Consider the following 15,380-nt stretch of genomic DNA (forward strand, 5'->3'; position numbering starts at 1 on the left):
ATCCTGCGCTCGATCGGGGCGGCGTGGCAAGGGCCCAGCGGCCCCCGGTCCCACCCTCAGGCGATGGCCCAGGTCCCGTCCTGGACGGTGAGCCCGAGGTTGAGGAGGCGTCGCAGGTTGAGACCGGCGGCGCGGTGGTGCAGCCAGGCGTCGTTCTTGGCCACGCCCCGGTAGGGCACGCGGCGTGCTCCGCGCGTGAGCCAGGCGATGGAGCGTTCGACCATCGGCCGGTGCCGTCGGTAGACGGCCTGGAAGTCCGGGTCGGTGGCTCGTTCGCGGTGCTGTCGTTGGAGCTGGTGGTGCTCACCCAGGGTGACCTTGCGGCCACGTTCGGCGGTGGTGCACCGCTGCCGCAGCGGACAGCCGGCGCACGCGGCGCCGAAGGTCACCTTGCCCTTGGCACTGACGCCGCGGGTGAGCCCGGCCGGGCAGGTCAACGTCCCGGCGACCGGGTCGTGGATGAAGTCGTCCAGGGTGAACCCGCCCTCGACAGCCGGCCGCAGCGGCCAGGGTTTGAGGACCGGTTCCCACTTGCGGGCATCGAGCGTGGCCAGCATGTCACCGGAGGCGTAGGCGGAGTCGCCGAGCACCTGCACCGGCGCGTCAGGGGTGGCGGTGAGGGTGGAGTCGGTGGTGACCAGGTCGGCACCCACCGCGGCGTCGGAGTGCTCGGCCCCGTTGGTCTTCGTCAGCTTCACCATCGTCATCAGCCCGGTGTCCGGCTCGACGACGACATGGGCCTTGAACCCGTCCTGACGCCGTTCGCGGGTCTTGTGCGCGTGCCGGGCATCGGGGTCGACGGTGGAGATCATCCGGTCCGGCGCGGTCTTGCGGGCGATGCGCCACCGCCCGTCGGTGCCGTCGGAACCCTCCGCCGGCTCGACGTCCTGCCCGGCGACCAACGCCAGCAGCGCGAGGGCCTCGGCCGGTTTCCCACCCGCCTCGGACAGCAGCGCCAGGCCGTCCGGGTCGCCGTGCTCGTCGTGGTGGGCGGCGTCGAGAGCGGCCAGCAGGGCCAGGGCGTCGCCCACCAGTGCGCTCACCAGCTCGGTCCGGGCGGCCTCGTCCTCCCAGGCGATCCGCGGCTTGCCAGCGACCGTGTAGTCACCGCCGGTGACCTCGGCCAACCGGGTGCACTCCTGGACCACCAGTGCGTGCGCGCCCGGCACGTCGCGGCCGACCCGGCGGATCGAGGCGATCAGCTGGGTGACCGTGTCCTGCCGGGCGACCGCGTCGTCGAGCACCGTGGAGTCCAACGCCCGCCGCGTCTTGCCCGACAGGACACCGGTAGCCATGACGACCTCGCGGACCGCCTCGAAGATCCGGTCCGGACGTTCGCTGGCGGCCAGCCGCTTACGCCAGTACGTCAACGTCGAAGGGTGGAACCCGGCCCCGTCGACCGCGTACCCGCACGCGGCCTTCCAGCGCAGGTCGAACGTGAGCGCCTCGACCGCTTCCCTGTCAGAGTGCCCGTACAAGGACTGCAGCACCAGCACCGAGGCGATGACCTCTGGCGGGATCGAGGGCCGACCCCGCCCCGAGGGAAACAGGTCGGCGAACAGCTCCGGCGGGAACAACCGCAACCGGTGCTCGGCCAGGAACGCGAACACGCTCCCCGGCACCAACAGATGTCCCGCCAACGCCTCCACGTCCAACAGCTCCCGCTGCCGATCAGCCTCACCCTGCATGAAACAAGGATCGCAAGCCCACCCCGATCAGCACCCCGCGACGCGCGGGTTATTCAGCACCGTCCTAGACGCGCTCCTCGACGGTGGCCGCCTCGGTGGCCAGCTCGTTCTGGCCCTTCGAGCGGTTGATCAGCTTGTCCATGATGGCCGCGATCGCGCCGTCTCCGGTGACATTCGTCGCGGTGCCGAACGAGTCGATCGCGATGTAGGTGGCGATCAAGAGGCCGACCTGGGCCTCGTTGAACCCGAGCATCGAGCTGAGCAGGCCGGCGGCCGTCATGATCGCGCCGCCGGGGACGCCGGGAGCGGCGACCATCATGATGCCGAGCATGAAGATGAAGCCGATCATCAGGCCCCAGTTGATCTCGATGCCGAAGAGCATCATCACCGCGATGGAGAAGCACGTGATCTTGATCATGGAGCCGGCCAGGTGGATGGTGGCGCACAGCGGGACGGTGAACGCGGCGACGGGCTGGCTGACGCCCATCTTGATCGCCTGGCGCAGCGTGACCGGGATCGTCGCCGCTGAGGAGGAGGTGCCGAGCGCCGTCGCGTAGGCGGGGAGCATGGTGCCGAGCATCTTGATCGGGTTCTTCCCGGTGAACAGTCCGGCGACGGTGAACTGCAGCAGCAGCATGATCCAGGTCAGTATGAACACGAACACGACGACGCCGAGGAAGGTGGCGATGACGGTGGCCACCTGGCCGCCCTGGGTCATGTTGAGGAAGATGCCGAAGATGTAGATCGGCAGCAGCGGAATGATGATCTTGGTGATCATCCAGTTCACCAGGTCACGGAACTCGATGAAGCCGCGGCGCAGCACGTTGCCGTCGATCACCGTCAGCGCGACGCCGATCACGAAGGCGAGCACAACGGCGCTGGTCACGCCGAACAGGGGTGGGATCTCCAACGAGAAGTAGGGAGTCAGCAGCGACTCCTCCGGGTTGGTCAGCGCGTCGGGCCGCTCCGCAGGGAGGACCCGCGGGAGGATCGCCATCGACGCCGTCAGGCCCATCAGGCCCGCGATCACCGTCGAGAGGTAGGCCACTGCGGCCGTGATCGCAAGCCACTTGCCCGCGCCGCGACCGAGGTCGGCGATCGCCGGGGCGATCAACCCGACGATGATCAGCGGGATGGCGAAACCGAGGAACTGCCCGAAGAGGCCGTTGAAGGTGACGAAGACGCTCGTCAGCCAGTCGGGGAAGAACAACCCGCACACCACGCCGAGCGCGATGGCGATGACGATGAGGAGGAGCAGACTGGGGCGTCGGCTCCGCGTTGAGGATGGTTGCGGCGCTGCGGTCATGAGGGCACCGTAGCGCTGCGCTCGCGTACGCGCGCGAAAGGGGTCGGGAAACCTGGCCGGAAGGTGGGAAGCCCCTTGCGGCCGGCTTCCCCGGCCTCCAGCCGCCCCGACTGGAAATGTGGGAGAGAAGCCGGGACGACTGGAGGGCTGGGGTGGGGCGCCGGATCGCCGTTGGCGCTCCGTTTCCCACATCGCGGAGCGTTGCGTCATCGCCCCACCGGCTGACCCTTCGGTGACCCTCGTGGATGTCGAGCCGGTTCGAGAGTCCCACCGGCGGCACGTCGTGGCGATCCCCCGCACAGGGTCACCGGGCCTGCGGTCGGCGAGGCGCGCCTCCGCTGAGCGGGATTCCACTGTCATTCCTCGAGAAGCCCCCGCCGACCTCGAGCAAGGCGTCGTCCCATCCGTTGCTTCGGCACCCCGCCGACCAAGCCGCGCAGAGCATCACCTCCGTTCCGTGAGCAGCCTCCGCCGACGAAGTCGCGCGAGGCGTCGTCGAAAGACCCCAGCCACGACCACAGATCCCTCTCCCGTTCCTTGAGCAGCCTCGGCCGACGAAGTCGCGCCAGGCGTCGTCGAAAGGGCCCTGCTCAAGGAACGGGGAAGACGCGGGGCGACCCTGCCGCCACTGCTCAGCGGAGAAGGTCCCGGGCGGTGCGCAGCGCGTCGCCCACGTAGCCCCCGCCGAACAGTACGGCGTGGACCAGCACCATGTGGAACTGGTGCAACCGCACCCTCCCGCGCCACCCGTCGGCAAGGGGGCTGACCTCCGCGTAGCCCGCGAGGGTCGCTTCGAGGTGCGACGAGCCGAACAGCCCCAGCTCGGCCAGGTCAGTCTCTGCGTGTCCACCGTTGGCGCACGGGTCGATCAGGGTGCCGACGACCCGGTCCCCTCCATCGGCCCAGACGACGTTGCCGCCCCAGAGATCGCCGTGGATCCGCGCCACCTCGCCGCAGAGTCCGGGCTGGGGTGAGTCGAAGCGTCCGGTCGCGACGACGTCGCAGGCACGGTGCAGCAGCGCCCTGTCGTCGGCGTCGAGGGAGCGCGCCAGGTCGACATAGGGCCGCAGCCGACCCTCCGCGTAGTAGCTGCTGAAGTCGTCCCAGACGGGCTCGACCGCTGCCGGCGTCGGAAGATTCGCCGTCGCAAGATCGGCGGGATCCATGCCCGGCGGCGCCTCGCCCCACCAGCTGGCTCCGGCCGCGTGCGTGCGCGCAAGACGTCGGCCGAACTCTGCGGCGTCCTCCCGGCTCGGTGCACCCGGGTCGAGCAGCACCGTCTCGAGCCACGTGTCGCCGACCTCGACCAGCTCCGCCACGGCGGCTCCACCGTCAGGCTCGGCCTCGGCCAACCAGTGCAGGCTGGCCGCCTCGGTGGAGATGGCCCGCCGTGATCCGGTCTTCCTGAACCTCTGCTGCATTCCTCCACAATTGCGCACGACCGGCCCGGTTCCAGCACGAGGCCCGATGATCGGCGGCGATCGCTGCTCGGGCGGCCATGGCGCTGTCTATCCTGGCTGTCGTGGAAGGAGGGCCGATGAGCAACGCGCCAGGCGACGTCGGCGGCTGGTTCCGCACGGCCCGCGAGGACGCCGTCGTGATGGCCGACACCTCTGCCTGGGGACCGGGCGAGGGCGCGTTCGGCCGGATCTCGCACGATGACGACGTCACGGCCGCCTTCGAACTCTTCCGCGGCCGACCGACGATGGTGCTCACGGGGGCGGGCATGTCCACCGACTCCGGCCTGCCCGACTACCGGGGCAGGAATGCGGTGCCGCGTTCGCCGATGACGTTCCAGGAGTTCGTCTCCTCCGATCTCAGCCGGCGCCGCTACTGGGCGCGCAGCACCGTCGGATGGCGGGCCTTCGGCCAGGCGCGACCCAACGCAGGCCACCGAGCCCTCGCGGAGCTCGGTCGGCTGACCCCGCTGACCGGGGTGGTCACCCAGAACGTCGACGGGCTGCATCAGCGCGCCGGGTCGAGCCCGGTCGTCGACCTGCACGGCACCCTCGACCGGGTCGCCTGCCTGTGCTGCGGGCGCTTGTTCTCGCGCTCTGATCTGCAGGAGCGGCTGCTGGAGATCAACCCGCGGTTCTCCCGCGAGCTCGACTCGCTCGCGATCGACGCCCGCACCGCCCCCGACGGCGACGCCGAGGTCGACCGCACCTCCGACTTCGACTATCCCGACTGCCCCGCCTGCGACGGGATGCTGAAGCCCGATGTCGTCTTCTTCGGCGAGAACGCGCACCGGGAGACGGTGGTGCGTGCCAACCACCTGCTCGACACGGCGGACGTGCTTGTCGTGCTCGGCACGAGCCTGACGGTGATGAGCGGGTTGCGTTTCCTGCGCCGCTCGGCGCGCGAGGGTCGCGAGATCATCATCGTCAACGACGGCCTCACCCGCGGCGATGACCTTGCCACGCTCCGACTGCACGGTCGGCTCGAACCGGTGCTCTCGCGCTGGGTCGAGTTGGCGCGCTGACGACGTCGCGTCGGCCGACGGCGCGGGGGTCGCGCATCGAGCCTTCCGGCGCTCCTGCGGAGGGCGAGCCCACTCGGGCGCACCGGATACCGGCGATGATGAGGCATGAGCCAGTTCAGCCCGTAGAATTTGCCCGTTCCACCCCTGAGAAAGGCACCCATGGCCGGCGGACTTGCAGCACTCCTTGACGACATCGCGGCGATCGCGCGCGCCACCGCTTCCTCGGTGGACGACATCGCGGCCGCGGCCGGACGGGCATCGACGAAGGCCGTGGGCGTTGTCGTCGACGACGCGGCCGTGACCCCCCAGTACATGCAGGGCTTCACGCCCGCCCGCGAACTGCCGGTGATCTGGCGCATAGCGAAGGGCTCGCTGCTGAACAAGGCGATCATCCTGCCTGTGATCCTGCTGCTGAGCCAGTTCCTGCCCTGGGCGCTCACGCCGCTGCTGATGTGCGGCGGCCTCTACCTCTCTTACGAGGGCGCGGAGAAGATCTGGGAGGCGGTCAGCGGACACAGCAAGTCGCAGGAGGCACCCGCCGTCGTCAAGGGCGCCGACCATGAGAACACCATGGTCAAGAGCGCCATCACCACCGACTTCATCCTGTCTGCCGAGATCATGGTGATCTCCCTGAACGAGCTGACCGACCTCGGCTTCTGGTTGCGCGCAGGTGCGCTGGTGATCGTCGCCATCGCCATCACCGCGCTGGTCTACGGCGTCGTGGCGGGCATCGTGAAGATGGACGACGTCGGCCTCAAGCTCTCGACGCGCGAGAACACCCGCAAGCTCGGCCAGGGCCTGGTGAAGGCCATGCCGATCGTGCTCAAGGTGCTGGGTGTCGTCGGCACGGCGGCGATGCTGTGGGTGGGCGGCCACATCCTGCTCGTCGGCATGGACGACCTCGGGTTCCATCCCATCTACGATTTCGTGCACCATCTCGAGGTCGCCGCCGCCGGCGCGGCGGGCGGCTTCGTCGGCTGGCTCGTCAACACCTTCTTCTCGGCGGTCCTCGGCCTCGTCGTCGGCGCGATCGCCGTCGTGGTCATGCATCTTCTTCCGTTCGGGAAGAAGCACGACGACGTCGAGCATCCGAAGGCCGCTGACGTGCCCGTCGAGCCGTCGAGCGGGGTGCCGGGACGCCCGTCGCCCACCCTGGCGGCGCCGGTCTCCGGTTCGTCGAAGCCCGATCCTCTTCGCCCGGAGCCAAGTGCCTCGGAGGCGGGGGCCCGCACCGTCGTGGCCGACGAGCAGGCCGCGGCGGAGCCGATCGTCAGCGAGATCGCCGACGACCTCCGCGACGACAGGCACTGACCCGCTCCTCCTGCGACGGCCCCATCCGTTGGGGCGGCCGTCGACGGTTCCGGCTCAAGGACCGTCCGCAGACGATGCTGGCCGGCGACCGTTGTCTCGTTTACGCTGACGCCATGACGACTCCCCACGACAACGGCCAGTACGGGCAGCCCGGACAGGGCTACCAGGGTTACGCACCCGCGCCGCAGGGCCCTCCCGAGCAGTGGCAGGGCGGCTACGCACCCGCTTCGCAGGCTGCGCCGGGCCAGTGGCAGGGCGGCAACGCTCCTGCGCCGATGCAACACGGACCCGGCCTGCCTGCAGGCATGGGCGTGCTGCGCTTCATCATGCCGGGCAACGTCATGACCAGCTCGATGGTCGCGCCCACCGTCACGCTCAACGGTCAGCGCCTCCACGTCACGAGCGGCTCAGGCACCTTCGACTTCCCCGTCCCGGCGGGCACCCACCGCCTGCACGCGCACGGCCAGTGGATGAAGCGCTACGGCGACGCCGACATCGACTTCAGCATCCAGCCGGGCCAGATGGTCGAGGTCTACTACGCGGCGCCGCTGCACCAGTTCGCAAGTAAGGGGAACATCGGCTTCACCCCGCAGAAGAAGCCTGGCCTGCTCGGCCTGCTCCTCATGTTGGGGATTCCGCTCCTGCTCGTGTTCCTGATGATCCTGGTGCCGCTTTTCCTCTGAGTAGACGCGTCGACGCCCGCTCCCCCCAAGTGAGCGGGCGTCGTCGTGTCTGCGGGTCGGTCAGGCGACGACGGCGAAGCCGCCGGTCCAACCGATCTGCTCGGAACCGGCGAGCACGAGCTGGGTGAAGCCGATGGCCTCGAGCTCGCGGGCCCGCTTCAGGGATCCGACGTCCAGCGCGTTCAGGCCGGCGGCCTTCACGAAGGACACGACGCCCTGCTTGGCGTCGGCGTCGTCACCGGCCACCAGCACGGTGGTGGTGTTCTCGCCGACCTTGCCGGTGCCCAGCGTCGCGGCGAAGTTGGTGTTGAAGGCCTTGACGACCTTCGCCCGGGGAAGCTTCGCGGCGAGCTCGGCCGCGGCGGACCCGTCGGCAGGGACGACGAGGCCGTCGAAAGTCTGGAAGTCGAGGGGGTTGGTGATGTCGACGACGACCTTGCCCGCCAGCTCGTCACCGCGCTGGGCAACGATCTCGCCGAGTGCGCCGTAGGGGACGGCCAGGACGACGATCTCCCCGGTGACCGCGGTGGAGGCGTCGCTGCGAGTCAGGATCTCCACGGTGTTGCCGCCCTTGGTGACGAGCTCCGAGATGGCCTTGCCCATGTTGCCGCCGCCGATGATGGTGACCTTGCTCATGTTCTCTCCTCATCCGTTGTTGCTACAACTATCCTACACGGGTTACTTGTAGAGTCAAGCATTGGATAGAATCGTTGGATGACGAAGTGGCTGAATGACCAGGAGATGCAGGCGTGGGTTCGCCTTGCATCGGTAATCGAGCTGGTACCAGGGGTGCTCGAGACCCAGTTGAAGCGCGACTCCGGCCTTTCTCACTTCGAGTACTGGGTCCTCGCCATGCTGTCTGAGGCGCCCGAGCGGACGCTGCGGATGTCTTCGCTCGCCAGCCGGACCCGCGGCACGCTCCCCCGGCTCTCGCACGTCGTGAGCCGCTTGGAGAAGCGTGGCCTCGTCGAGCGGTTCCCCGATCCGAGCGACGCGCGGGCCACAAATGCGCGGCTCACCGACGCGGGCTGGGACGTCGTCGTCGACGCGGCCCCCGGTCACGTGACGACGGTGCGCGAGTCGATCATCGACGCGCTGACCCCGGAGCAGCTCGACCAGTTGACGGCCATCGGCGACGCGATCCTCGAGCGTGTCGCCCCGGACGCCCTTCGGGTCCTGGCCACGCAGCAGGTCGCGTCTGTGCGATGAGCACTTTTCCGGGTTCGTTCATCCTGCCAACGATCCCACCAGCCTCCTGACGCAACGAGTCCGGAAAAGTCCTCCTGCCATCGCGCGACCCACGCCGCCGAGCGGGGTGCGGGTGCCGTCCGTCGGCGTGAGGACGGGAGCAGCCTCAGGCGGCCCAGCCGAGGGCGCGAAGCAGCGCGGCCGTCAAGGCACCAAGCAGGACGACCACGATGAAGGGCGCCCGCAGCCATAGCGCGACGGCGGCCACAGCCACCGCCGCTAGCCGGGCGTCTACCGTCAAGGCGGAGCCGGAGGCGAACGTCTGCGTCACGACAAGGGCGGCGAGCAGGCCGACGGTGACTCCCCCTGCCGTCTCGGCGACGCGTGGGTTGTCCAACGCCTTGGGCGAGATGAGATAGCCGACCAGCTTCTGGGCGAAGCAGGCCAGCGCCGCGACCCCGACCCAGATCCACAGCGTCATGCGCGGGCCGCCTTCGCGCTTCTGTGCTGGCACCAGGCGACGACTGCCGCAGCGGCACCCGCGGCGAGGATCGGCAGGCCGGCCGGGGCCAGCGGGACGAGGACCACCGCGACGACGGCGGCGACCACGCCGATCGCCTGCGCCCGCCGCTCCCGCAAACGTGGCCAGAGGAGGGCGACGAACGCGGCAGCGGCGGCTCCGTCCAGCCCCCACCGTCGGGGATCGCCGAGGACGTCGCCGAGCAGCGCTCCTCCCAGGGTTGCGAGGTTCCAGAAGACGAATACGCCGACGCCCGCCGCCCAGAACCCCGCACGCCTGGATGCGGCGTCGGGTTGGGCGAGCGACACCGCGACCGACTCGTCGATCGTCACCTGCGCGGCGGCGAGTCGACGCGGACCGCGCAGCTGGAGCATGGGCGCCATCTGGAGGCTGTAGAGCGTGTTTCGCACGCCGAGCAGGAGCGCCGTCGCTGCTGCGGCACCACCGGCTCCCCCACCGCCGATGACGCCGATGAAGGCGAACTGGCTGCCCCCGGTGAACATGAGCAGGCTGAGCACACACGTCTGCCAGACGTCGAGCCCGCTGGCCACCGACAGGGCGCCGAACGAGATGCCGTAGGCACCTGTGGCGATGCCGACCCAGAGCCCTTGCCGGACGGCCGCCCTCACCTCGGGTCGCGCGGCGGTGTCGGTGCTCATGCGCCCGGATGCTCCATCATGAGCACGATCCAGCTTCCCGGCTCGAGGGCCTCCGCTGTGTGTGCGACGTCGCCTGCGAATGTGACGTAGTCGCCCGGCAGCAGGTCGACCTGCTGCCCCGCGGGACCGATCCGCACGGAGCCGGCTGACACGACGACGTGCTCCACCGTTCCGCGGGTGTGCGGCTCGGACAGGCGGGGACTCCCGGGCTCGAGGCTGACGACGTACAGGTCGCGCCGCTCGTGGCCCCCCGGCGCGAGGAGGGCCGCCGCGTAGTTGGACTCCTCGGCCCGGATCGCGGGCCGCTCGCCCGCGCGGACGACCCGCAGCGGGTTCCTTGGCGCGGCCACGAGCCGGGCGAACGGGATCTCGAGGGCCACCGCAACGGCCCAGAGCGTCTCGACCGACGGGTTGCCCTGACCGGCCTCGAGCTGGGACAGCGTCGACTTCGAGATCCCAGCGAGTCGCGCCACCGCGCTGAGCGACAGGTCGGCACGCGCGCGCTCGGCGCGCAGGTTCGCAGCGATGAGGTCGACCGGACCTCCGGTAGGCGACGAATCGGTCACGCGTTCTTTCTAGCACGCATTCGTTCGTTGAATCGAACGTTTCGACCGGTGGACGGCGTCGCTCAGCCAGGCCTCTCTTGGGCTCCGTGCACGCGACGGCCAGCCCTGGCGACAGGCCGTGCACGCCGGCCCGTCCACCCACTCCCGACATGCCCCTGCACGACAGACAGCGGTAGCCTCGCAGCATGACTTCCCCTACGCCCGCGGAGATCTCCGCCGACCTCGCCACCGTCAGCCGTTGGATCGACGAGGGGAACGCGGGCCGCAACTTGGAGGCCGCGACCTGGGCGCGGCTGGCGAAGATCAGCGAGGAGGCGGGCGAGGTCATCGCGGCCTACATCGGCGTCACGGGCCAGAACCCGCGCAAGGGCGTCAGCCACACCATGGACGACGTCCAGGAGGAGCTGCTCGACGTCGCAATCACTGCCCTCGCCGCGCTCGAGCACATCCGCGGCCATGACTGCCGCTCGATGGATCTCCTGGTCGACAAGATCGTCCGGACGAAGGCGCGCGCCGGGCTCTGAGTCACAGCAATCGGTTCTCCGGGTCTCCCGGTCCGGCCAGAGATCGCTGGGCGTGATCCGTGCGGCGGGCCTCGCCTTGGAGGTGATGGGCGCTGATCACCAGCCCCCGCCCAGTGGCGCGGGACCGCCGGTGTCCGAGAGAGGACTTGAACCTCTGTGCGCCGGATCGCCGGTGTGACCGAGACGACGCTCGTGGATCGGCAGACACGCAGGATCTGGTCTTCACTCTGTGGCTGGAGCACTTCGTTTAGGAGTCGCAAAGCGGCTCACCCCCGCGTGGCGGGGACGGACCGGACCTGCCTGTGTGCTCGGGCGCGCAGGGCGGGCTCACCCCCGCGTGGCGGGGACGGACTGTAGGCGTGCTCGGCTGCCCACACTTCCTCGGGGCTCACCCCCGCGTGGCGGGGACGGACGCCTTCTTCGCAGCGTCGGTCAGGGCGGCGATGGGCTCACCCCCGCGTGGCGGGGACGGACTCGTACAGGATCGACGCGGCACGAACCGCGTCGGGCTCACCCCCGCGTGGCGGGGACGGACGTCGTCACTGGCGCGGCCGGCAGGCTGGTCGAGGGCTCACCCCCGCGTGGCGGGGACGGACGAGCCGATGCCCCACTTCCACCGCGCAGACCAGGGCTCACCCCCGCGTGGCGGGGACGGACAGCTCGACGAGTTCAGGGATCCTCGAGTACACGGGCTCACCCCCGCGTGGCGGGGACGGACAGCTCGACGAGTTCAGGGATCCTCGAGTACACGGGCTCACCCCCGCGTGGCGGGGACGGACTGATTCTCGCCGCTTTGATTCTTGGCACGCTGGGCTCACCCCCGCGTGGCGGGGACGGACCTCACCGATCCCGCCGAGGAGCCGGTCAACCTGGGCTCACCCCGCGTGGCGGGGACGGACTCGAGGTCGGGCCGGTAGATGCTGAGCCGGTAGGGCTCACCCCCGCGTGGCGGGGACGGACTCTCCGTGAGGTCGCTCATCGGTCCTCCTTGGGGGCTCACCCCCGCGTGGCGGGGACGGACCTCGGGCGGCTATTCGGAAGACTCTACAGAAAGGGCTCACCCCCGCGTGGCGGGGACGGACCATCGCACCTGGACCCTATGACGACTGCGAGGGGGCTCACCCCCGCGTGGCGGGGACGGACCTGATTCTTGCTGCTTTGATTCTTGGCACGCTGGGCTCACCCCCGCGTGGCGGGGACGGACTGGAACGCCGCCCCGTTCGGAGCCTTGTACAGGGGCTCACCCCCGCGTGGCGGGGACGGACAACTGGCCCGCGTCGCCCGTCGCCCGATAGATGGGCTCACCCCCGCGTGGCGGGGACGGACGCCTACGCCGACCTAGCCGGGGAGCAGTGGGCGGGCTCACCCCCGCGTGGCGGGGACGGACTCGGTGGTCGGGATGCTCGGGGCCGTTTGCGCGGGCTCACCCCCGCGTGGCGGGGACGGACTTGAGTGCCATGAGTTCGTCCTCCTCGGACTGGGGCTCACCCCCCCGTGGCGGTGACGGACGAGTGGGACCGCTGGCCAGACGGCTGGCCTGCGGGCTCACCCCCGCGTGGCGGGGACGGACACGCGTCGCCGACTTGGGCGGACGCCATGGCCGGGCTCACCCCCGCGTGGCGGGGACGGACCCCGTGGTGGCCCTGTGGAACAACGGGGGGCTGGGCTCACCCCCGCGTGGCGGGGACGGACCGCCAGGCGGTCGCGGCACCATCCCGGATGAGGGGCTCACCCCCGCGTGGCGGGGACGGACGTGATGGACCAGACGGGCTGTCAACGCCGGGCCAAAACTGACCCCCCCTCTGCTGATTGAAAATTGACCCCTCTCGGTGGGTTTCTTGTTGGTTGGCTACTTGGTTTGCTGGTTGATGGTGTCGCGGTGTGCGCGGGTTCGGTAGGAGTCGCCGTCCAGGCCGATGACGTGGGCGTGGTGGACGAGCCGGTCGATGGTGGCTGCTGCGACGACATCGTCGCCGAGGGTCTCGCCCCAGCGGCTGAAGGGCAGGTTCGAGGTCACGATGATCGATCCGGTCTCGTAGCGGGAGGCGACGAGTTGGAAGAACAACGCCGCCGCGGCCGCGTCCAACGGCAGGTATCCAACTTCGTCGATGATGAGCAGTCGATAGCGGTTCAGCCGTCGTAGTTCTCGCTCGAGACCGCCCTTGGCATGGGCTTGGGCCAGCCGGTGGATCCAGCCGGTCGCGGAGTCGAACAACACCAGGTAGGACGCTTCCGCGGCCTTCATCGCGACGGCGATTGCGAGGTGGGTCTTCCCGGTCCCGGCGGCCCCAGCAGGACCACGTTCTCCCGCTTGGCGATGAAGGTGCCAGTTGCCAGGTGCGCGATCACGTCGCGCGTGGCGGCGGGGATGTGGTCGAAGACGAAGTCCTGCATGGTCTTGACCTGCGGGAAGTGGGCTGCCGAGATCCGCATCCTGGTCCCGTTGGCGGTGCGGGAGGCGACCTGCCGGCCCAGGACGGCGGCGAGGTATTCCTCGTGGGACCAGCCGGCCTCCCGTGCCTGGTCACCCAGCGTGGTGAAGGTCTCAGTGATCACCGGGGTCTTCAGCTCCCGCGCCAGGAACGCGATCTCGGCTGCGACGTCCTTGCCGGTGGTCATCACGCCACCTCCTTCACCGACAGCGCGGTGGCAGTGTTCAGGTTGAACAACTCGTCGTAGTCACTCAGCGACCGCATCCCGACCTGATGGCTTGGTTCCACCCTCCCGGTGGTCGGGGTGTTGCGGGACTGGAAGGCTGCGCGCAAATGCTTGGCGGCCGCGACATGGGCTGGGTCGGTGATCGTGCATCGCAGGTCCCAGCATCGCCCATGCTCGGCCACCACGGTCCCGGCGCAGCTGACCGTGACGTGCTCCAGATCGCAGGTGATGTCGACGAAGCGTCCGATGGCGGCCGGGTCCACGGAGTAGTCGTTGCCCATCACCCGGACGTAGTAGTCCCGCCCCAGCCTGATCCGGTCGGTGAACCCGACCGTAGGTGGCACTGGTGGCAGCGCGGTCATCGCCGCCACTTCGGCTGCCAACCGTGCCGCGGGAGCAGCGCCGGTGCGGCGCAGCAGCCGCTGGTTCGCCCGCGGCAGCCAAGCCGCGAGTTGGGTGTTGAACTCGGACGGGGACCCGAACTCCCGACCCGGGAGGAACGACGTCTGCAGGTACCCGTTGGCGCGTTCCACCACCCCCTTGGCCTCCGGATCCCGGGGCCTGGTCTGGAAGATGCGGGTCCCCAACGTCCCAGCGAACGCCCGCGCAGCCACTGTGAGGCGGCGATGCTGACCGATACCGGACTCGTTGTCCCAGACCAGCGTCTTCGGCACTCCACCGAAGCTGCCAGACAGAAGCTGCCACATCCCCGCCAGCAGATCCCCAGTGGTCCGGGACGGCAGCAACACCGCGGCGATGAACCCCGACCACGCCGCCACCATGGTCAGCACCGGCGGCGCGGTCCAAACATCCGCAGCGACCCGCACGATCTTGGGTGGGAACCACAGATCACACTGCACGATCTCCCCAGGCTGGTACTCGGTCCGGTCGGCCGGATCCGGCGGCGCGAACAACGGCCGCAACTCAGCGACCCTCGCCCGCAGCACCGACCCTGATCGAGTCCACCCGATCCGCTCCGCGATCACCGTCGCCGGCATCGTCGGCGTCCTCGACAGCAACGCCCGAATCTGCGGCTCGAACGCATCCACCGCCGACCCCACCGGAGCACGCTCATACTTCGGCGGCCCATCCGAGGACAACGCCGCCCGCACCGTGTTCCGCGCCACCCCCAACTGGCGGGCGATCGCCTTGATCGCCATCTTCTCCGACTTGTGGAGCCGTCTAATCTCGGCCCAATCCTCCACGCTGATCACTCCCTCACTCTGACCGAGGGGGTCAACTTTCGCTCGGCACCTGGGGGTCAGTATTCATGCGGCATCGACAACCCCCGCGTGGCGGGGACGGACCTTGACGAAACCCTCGATTTCCCCGACGACCCGGGCTCACCCCCGCGTGGCGGGGACGGACAGTCTCCGCCGGCGGTGGTGCGGCGGGTGAAGGGGCTCACCCCCGCGTGGCGGGGACGGACTCGCGGCCCTCGAAGTGGTACTGGTTCGAGACGGGCTCACCCCCGCGTGGCGGGGACGGACTCGGGAGAGGTTGCCGGGGTCGAAGCCCATGCGGGCTCACCCCCGCGTGGCGGGGACGGACTCGCCGCTGTACGTGTCGAAGGTTCTCGGCGAGGGCTCACCCCCGCGTGGCGGGGACGGACTCGAGCGAGCCTGCCTACTGTCGGTTCTCGTGGGCTCACCCCCGCGTGGCGGGGACGGACTCGAGCGAGCCTGCCTACTGTCGGTTCTCGTGGGCTCACCCCCGCGTGGCGGGGACGGACTCGACCGCGGCGTTACCGGTCGCCTTGACGTGGGGCTCACCCCCGCGTGGCGGGGACGGACGG

13 protein-coding genes, 1 pseudogene and 3 CRISPR repeat arrays (1 of these 17 cut by a window edge) are annotated in these 15,380 nt (G+C 69.7%); of the genes and pseudogenes, 5 read left to right on the forward strand and 9 right to left on the reverse strand.

The window, feature by feature from the left end; genetic code table 11:
- Positions 1–56: 56 nt before the first annotated feature.
- The 3 genes from BW733_RS07360 to BW733_RS07370 all read right to left on the reverse strand — a co-directional run bounded on the left by BW733_RS07360 (position 57) and on the right by BW733_RS07370 (position 4,415).
- Positions 57–1,688, reverse strand: a complete 1,632-nt coding sequence (locus BW733_RS07360; protein ID WP_077348636.1) for an IS1182 family transposase — start codon at positions 1,686–1,688, stop codon at positions 57–59.
- A 64-nt stretch (positions 1,689–1,752) separates the two neighbouring features.
- Entirely contained in the window at positions 1,753–2,994 is a 1,242-nt protein-coding gene (locus BW733_RS07365) for a dicarboxylate/amino acid:cation symporter (RefSeq protein ID WP_077349273.1), read from the reverse strand.
- Positions 2,995–3,626: 632 nt separating this feature from the next.
- Positions 3,627–4,415 (reverse strand): fructosamine kinase family protein, encoded by a 789-nt coding sequence (locus tag BW733_RS07370; RefSeq protein WP_077349275.1) that lies wholly within the window; start codon positions 4,413–4,415, stop codon positions 3,627–3,629.
- Positions 4,416–4,531: 116 nt separating this feature from the next.
- On the opposite strand from BW733_RS07370, the gene BW733_RS07375 reads away from it, so the two are divergent.
- From BW733_RS07375 to BW733_RS07385, 3 genes are all read left to right on the forward strand, one after another.
- Positions 4,532–5,476 carry a Sir2 family NAD-dependent protein deacetylase gene (locus tag BW733_RS07375; RefSeq protein ID WP_077349277.1) on the forward strand — a complete coding sequence of 315 codons (945 nt, stop codon included), beginning with the start codon at positions 4,532–4,534 and terminating at the stop codon, positions 5,474–5,476.
- Positions 5,477–5,635: 159 nt separating this feature from the next.
- On the forward strand, positions 5,636–6,787 hold the full coding sequence (locus BW733_RS07380) for a DUF808 domain-containing protein (protein ID WP_077349279.1): 1,152 nt from the start codon (positions 5,636–5,638) through the stop codon (positions 6,785–6,787).
- A gap of 113 nt (positions 6,788–6,900) precedes the next feature.
- The gene (locus BW733_RS07385; protein WP_152024610.1) at positions 6,901–7,470 is read left to right on the forward strand and encodes a hypothetical protein; all 570 of its coding nucleotides are present in this window, start codon (positions 6,901–6,903) and stop codon (positions 7,468–7,470) included.
- 60 nt (positions 7,471–7,530) lie between these two features.
- On the opposite strand, the gene BW733_RS07390 is transcribed toward BW733_RS07385, so the two are convergent.
- Positions 7,531–8,106, reverse strand: coding sequence for an NADPH-dependent F420 reductase (locus tag BW733_RS07390; protein ID WP_077349283.1), 576 nt, complete (start codon positions 8,104–8,106; stop codon positions 7,531–7,533).
- Positions 8,107–8,184: 78 nt separating this feature from the next.
- Here BW733_RS07390 and BW733_RS07395 point away from each other — a divergent pair, with 78 nt between their 5' ends.
- Positions 8,185–8,679, forward strand: a complete 495-nt coding sequence (locus tag BW733_RS07395) for a MarR family winged helix-turn-helix transcriptional regulator (RefSeq protein ID WP_202970303.1) — start codon at positions 8,185–8,187, stop codon at positions 8,677–8,679.
- A gap of 145 nt (positions 8,680–8,824) precedes the next feature.
- Here the strand turns inward: BW733_RS07395 and BW733_RS07400 are convergent, their stop codons facing one another.
- Genes BW733_RS07400 through BW733_RS07410 form a run of 3 tightly spaced genes read right to left on the reverse strand, consistent with a single transcriptional unit; the run spans position 8,825 to position 10,403 of the window.
- Positions 8,825–9,139, reverse strand: coding sequence for an AzlD domain-containing protein (locus BW733_RS07400; RefSeq protein WP_077349285.1), 315 nt, complete (start codon positions 9,137–9,139; stop codon positions 8,825–8,827).
- Positions 9,136–9,837: an AzlC family ABC transporter permease gene (locus BW733_RS07405; RefSeq protein WP_077349287.1), complete on the reverse strand. Its 702-nt coding sequence runs from the start codon at positions 9,835–9,837 to the stop codon at positions 9,136–9,138. The genes BW733_RS07400 and BW733_RS07405 overlap by 4 nt, the downstream gene beginning before the upstream one ends.
- On the reverse strand, positions 9,834–10,403 hold the full coding sequence (locus BW733_RS07410; protein ID WP_077349289.1) for a helix-turn-helix domain-containing protein: 570 nt from the start codon (positions 10,401–10,403) through the stop codon (positions 9,834–9,836). The genes BW733_RS07405 and BW733_RS07410 overlap by 4 nt, the downstream gene beginning before the upstream one ends.
- Before the next feature lie 185 nt (positions 10,404–10,588).
- Here BW733_RS07410 and BW733_RS07415 point away from each other — a divergent pair, with 185 nt between their 5' ends.
- A complete protein-coding gene (locus BW733_RS07415; protein WP_077349291.1) occupies positions 10,589–10,927 on the forward strand; it encodes a MazG-like family protein in 339 nt (112 codons plus the stop codon).
- Positions 10,928–11,189: 262 nt separating this feature from the next.
- A CRISPR array of direct repeats spans positions 11,190–11,767; the repeat unit is 29 nt; unit sequence GGGCTCACCCCCGCGTGGCGGGGACGGAC.
- 91 nt (positions 11,768–11,858) lie between these two features.
- Positions 11,859–12,680: a CRISPR direct-repeat array (repeat unit 29 nt; unit sequence GGGCTCACCCCCGCGTGGCGGGGACGGAC).
- Between the two features lie 96 nt (positions 12,681–12,776).
- Here the strand turns inward: BW733_RS07415 and istB are convergent.
- Positions 12,777–13,546, reverse strand: a pseudogene (gene istB, locus BW733_RS20070) (IS21-like element helper ATPase IstB).
- Entirely contained in the window at positions 13,546–14,799 is a 1,254-nt protein-coding gene (gene istA, locus BW733_RS07425) for an IS21 family transposase (RefSeq protein ID WP_077349293.1), read from the reverse strand. The pseudogene istB and the gene istA overlap by 1 nt, the downstream one beginning before the upstream one ends.
- Before the next feature lie 64 nt (positions 14,800–14,863).
- Positions 14,864–15,380: a CRISPR direct-repeat array (repeat unit 29 nt; unit sequence GGGCTCACCCCCGCGTGGCGGGGACGGAC); it runs 1,891 nt beyond the window's last position.

This window comes from Tessaracoccus flavescens, assembly GCF_001998865.1.
Classification (GTDB): domain Bacteria; phylum Actinomycetota; class Actinomycetes; order Propionibacteriales; family Propionibacteriaceae; genus Arachnia; species Arachnia flavescens.